Below are 4,650 nucleotides of genomic sequence, written 5' to 3'. Positions count from 1 at the left end.
TTGGGCTGTTGGGAATGCGACATCACAAAAGTTAGTCAACAAGCAGTGACAAATGATGTAGTCACCTTCATGACATTTCAGTTACAAAGATTGCCATTAGCAACGCAATATGTCTTACAGTTAGCCGCGTATATTGGCAATCAATTTGATTTGACAACCTTAGCCATTGTGGCGGAGACATCAGAAATTGAAGTGGCGGCAGATTTATGGAAAGCATTACAGGAAGGGTTAATTTTACCGACAAATAATATTTATAAGTTTTATCAAAGAGATGTGAATGATGAAGTCATCATCAACCATGACCATCAAAATCATCAAATATCAGTCCAATATCGATTTTTACACGACCGCATCCAACAAGCAGCTTATTCATTAATTCCTTTAGAACAAAAACAAAAAACTCATTACCGCATCGGCAAACTACTGTTACAAAAAGTTTCTGTCACTGCGATGGAAGGGCGGATTTTTGAAATTGTCAATCAATTAAATCAGGGTGTAGATTTAATTACCCAAGCAACAGAAAAAGAGGAACTTGCCCAACTTAATTTGATGGCTTGTCGCAAAGCTAAAGCCGCCACTGCTTATCAAGCGGCGCGGGAGTATGTCACTGTGGGATTATCTTTGTTATGTCCCCAAGCTTGGCAACTACAATATGATATCTCTCTGGCTTTTCATGAATTAGCTGCTGAGTTAGCTATGCTTTGCGGTGATTTTTTCACTATGGAACTGTTCATTGATGTTGTGATTACCCACGCACAATCTTTATTAGAACAGATAAATGTTTACTGCTTGAGAATTGAAGCTAATCATTTACAGAATAAACAAATCGAATCTGTGGAAACTGGAAGAAAACTTTTACAAAAGTTGGGTGTAACGCTGCCAGAAATACCGACACCAACAGATATTCAAGAGTCAATGCAAGAAATTAGCGAATTACTGGTTAACAAAAGAGTTGCAGATTTTGTTCATTTACCTGTGATGACAGATGCTAATACTATTGCCATTGTGGAGTCTATTCGCAGTATCTTACCAGCAGCTTATGTTTCTGCCTCTCCTATACTGCCATTACTGACTGCTTTATCCGTTAAATTATCTCTGCGATATGGTCATGTTCCTGCTTCTGCTTATGGTTATGTTTCTCATAGCGTGATTATTTGCCAGCTGCTGCAAGATGTAGATTTAGCTGTGCAGTTTGCTCAATTAGCATGGGATGTGGTTTTAAAACTTGATGCTAAAGCTAGTAAACCAGAAATATTAATGGTGTTGGCAAGTTTTATCCTGCATCAAAAATCTCACCTCAAGGAAACCTTACCTTTGTTGCAGGAAAGCTACACAACTGCTTTAGAAGTTGGCAACTTAGTCTTTGCAGGCGCTAGTGTTCACAATTTTTGCTTACATTCGTTTTGGTCTGGTCAACCTTTGGTAAGTGTGGAACAAGAGATGGGTAATTACTACAATAGTTTGCTCCAGATCAAACAGATGTCATCAGCAAGTTACTGTAGCATTTATTGGCAAGCTGCTTTAAATTTACTAGGTTGTACGGGAAATCCTACTATTTTGTCTGGTTCAGCCCTGCAAGAAGCAGAATGTCTTTCCCGATTGCGTTCAGCAAATGATTTTTCTGGTTTTTATATTTTCTACTTATATAAATTGCAACTATGCTATTTGTTTGCAGAACTTGAACAAGCTAATAGTTATGCTTTTGAGTGCCGAAAATATTTAATTGCTGCATCAGGATCGGCTACTTTACCTGCTTTTTATCTATATGATTCTTTAGTGGCTTTAGCCCAATTCAGCCTAGATTGTAGCGAAGTTGCAACTGTATTAGAACGAGTGGCGCAAAACCAAACTCAGTTACAGCAATGGGCTTATCATGCGCCAATGAATCACCAACATAAATTTGACTTATTAGAAGCAGAAAAATGTCGTGTTTTAGGAGAGAAAGTAGCAGCCAGTGAACTATACGACAAAGCCATTGCTTCGGCTCAAGCTCACGAATATCTTGCTGAAGAAGCACTGGCTAATGAACTAGCAGCCAAATTTTATCTTGATTGGGGTAAACCGCGCATAGCTGAGGAATACATGATTCAAGCCTACTATGCTTATGCTCGTTGGGGTGCAAAAGCCAAAATTGCTGACTTAGAACAACGCTATGCCGAATTACTTGCACCGATATTACAATCAACTCGTGCGACTGTGACAACTAACGAAACTATCCTAGCTTCAGCAACTTTCACATCCACCAGTTCCCCTACTTCTAGCAGCAGTATTTCCGATAGCCTGGATTTAAGAGCGATTCTTACTGCTTACCAAACTCTGGCTAGTGAAATTGAACTAGAAAAACTGCTGTCAACATTGCTGGCTATTGTTGTGAAGAATGCTGGGGCTGATAAATGTGTGTTAATACTATTGCAAGATAATTCCTTGGTGATTGCAGGCTCAATTACAGAAGGAAATCAGCCAACTTTATTGCAGAATCTTGCTATTGAGGACAGCCAGGATATTCCTTTGAAATTAATTTATAAAGTCAAGCACAGTCAGCAAATGGTTGTTTTGGTGGATGCGACAACTGATCTTAGCCTAGCTAACGACTCGTATATTGTCCGTCAGCAACCCCAGAGTATCTTGTGTAGCCCGATTTTACAGCAAGGCAAGTTAATCGGTATTTTATATCTTGAGAATAATTTAGTGACGGGGGCATTTACTAGCGATCGCGTAGAAATCTTAAATTTACTTTGCACTCAAGCCGCCATTTCATTAGAAAATGCCCGACTTTATCAAAAATCTCAACAAGCATTACAAGATTTACAACAAGCCCAATTACAAATAATCCAAAGTGAGAAAATGTCTGCGTTGGGTAATTTAGTGGCGGGAGTTGCCCATGAAATGAATAATCCTCTAGGCTTTATTTCTGTGAGTCTCCAACACACTAAACCAAATGTCGCTGATTTGACGGAACATCTCAAACTCTATCAAGAAGTGTTAGAAAATCCGGGTGAGGAAATTCAAGACCACGCTGAAGAAATTGACTTGGATTATCTGTTAATAGACTTACCAAAAACAATCGATGCAATGGTTATGGCGTGCGACAGATTAAAAAATATTAGTACTAGCTTGCGGACATTTTCTCGCGCTGATCAAGATTACACAGTAGAGTTTAATTTACATGAAGGTATTGATAGTACCATTTTAATTCTCAAGCATCGCCTCAAAGCTAACGAAAAACGTCCCGCCATTGAAGTTATCACTAATTACGCTAATTTACCTTTAGTCAATTGTTTCCCTGGGCAATTAAATCAGGTGTTTATGAATATCTTGGCTAATGCTATTGATGCTTTAGAAGAAGCAAGTATTGGTAAAAGCTTTGCAGAAATTCAAGCTCATCCTAACCAGATTACAATTACTACCGCAATTGTAGATAAATATGCAAAAATCTCTATTGCTGATAATGCTAAAGGTATGAGCGAAGAAATTCAGCAAAAAATATTTGACCATTTGTTTACTACCAAGGCTGTGGGTAAAGGTACAGGTTTAGGATTGGCTATTGCGCGTCAAATTGTCGCAGAAACCCACGGTGGAAACTTAAGTTGTCACTCAACTCTAGGTGTAGGAACAGAATTTATCATTCAAGTGCCGTTATAAATTTTTGCTCATTTTTATCATAAATTTAACGTGGCTGAGAAAAATTGGGCAAGATAAGGCTGTGACTCATCAGGATTTGGCAGTATGGTTAACACAATGGTCAGCATACCTGGATATCAGGTTACAGAAGAACTCTACAACGGTTCCAGAACCTTGGTGTATCGAGGATATCGAGAAGCTGACTCATTACAAGTAGTCATCAAACTGCTGAAAAATCCTTACCCCAGTTTTGAGGAACTGGTACAATTTCGCAATCAATACACCATCGCCAAAAATCTCAACTCGCCATTAATTATCCAAACCTATAGCCTGGAAACTTACCAAAATGGCTATGTGTTGGTAATGGAAGACTTTGGAGGGATTTCCCTAAAAGAATGGGGAATCAAGCATTGGGAGTCGGGAATCGGGGAAAATTCCCAATCTTTACAGGAATTTTTGGAAATTGCGATCGCCTTATGCAACGCCTTGGAAATACTATACCGCGATCGTATCATCCATAAAGACATTAAACCCAGCAATATTTTAATAAATCCCGAAAGCAAACAAGTAAAACTAATCGACTTTAGCATAGCAACATTACTCCCAAGAGAAAGCCAAACTCTGGTTAACCCCAATGTCTTAGAAGGAACCCTAGCCTACATTTCCCCAGAACAAACAGGAAGAATGAATCGGGGTATTGACTACCGCACTGATTTCTATTCTTTAGGTATAACATTTTACGAATTGCTTACGGGACAATTACCATTTCAATCTTATGATGCGATGGAATTGGTACATTCTCACATTGCCAAACAACCCCCACAAGCCAACCAACTTAACCCGAAAATTCCGCCTGTACTCTCACAAATCGTCAGCAAACTAATGGCGAAAAATGCCGAAGACAGATATCAAAGCGCCTTGGGATTGAAATATGATTTAGAAAAATGCTTGCGTCAACTCAAAGAAACAGGTGAGATAGAGAATTTTATCATTGGACAGAGGGACTTGTGCGATCGCTTCCTCATCCCT

General features: G+C 39.0%; 2 protein-coding genes. Both read left to right on the top strand.

What is annotated here, in order from left to right; genetic code table 11:
• The coding region (locus H6G28_RS36180; RefSeq protein ID WP_190678194.1) for a trifunctional serine/threonine-protein kinase/ATP-binding protein/sensor histidine kinase at positions 1–3,642 on the top strand (3,642 nt) is incomplete at its 5' end.
• Positions 3,643–3,726: 84 nt separating this feature from the next.
• Positions 3,727–4,650: serine/threonine protein kinase (locus tag H6G28_RS36175; protein ID WP_190678191.1), on the top strand; the 924-nt coding region annotated here is incomplete at its 3' end.

The organism is Nostoc sp. FACHB-190, assembly GCF_014696905.1.
GTDB lineage: Bacteria > Cyanobacteriota > Cyanobacteriia > Cyanobacteriales > Nostocaceae > Nostoc_B.
Note: the sequence above shows the minus strand (reverse complement) of the source record. Positions and strands in the feature narration are given on the sequence as shown.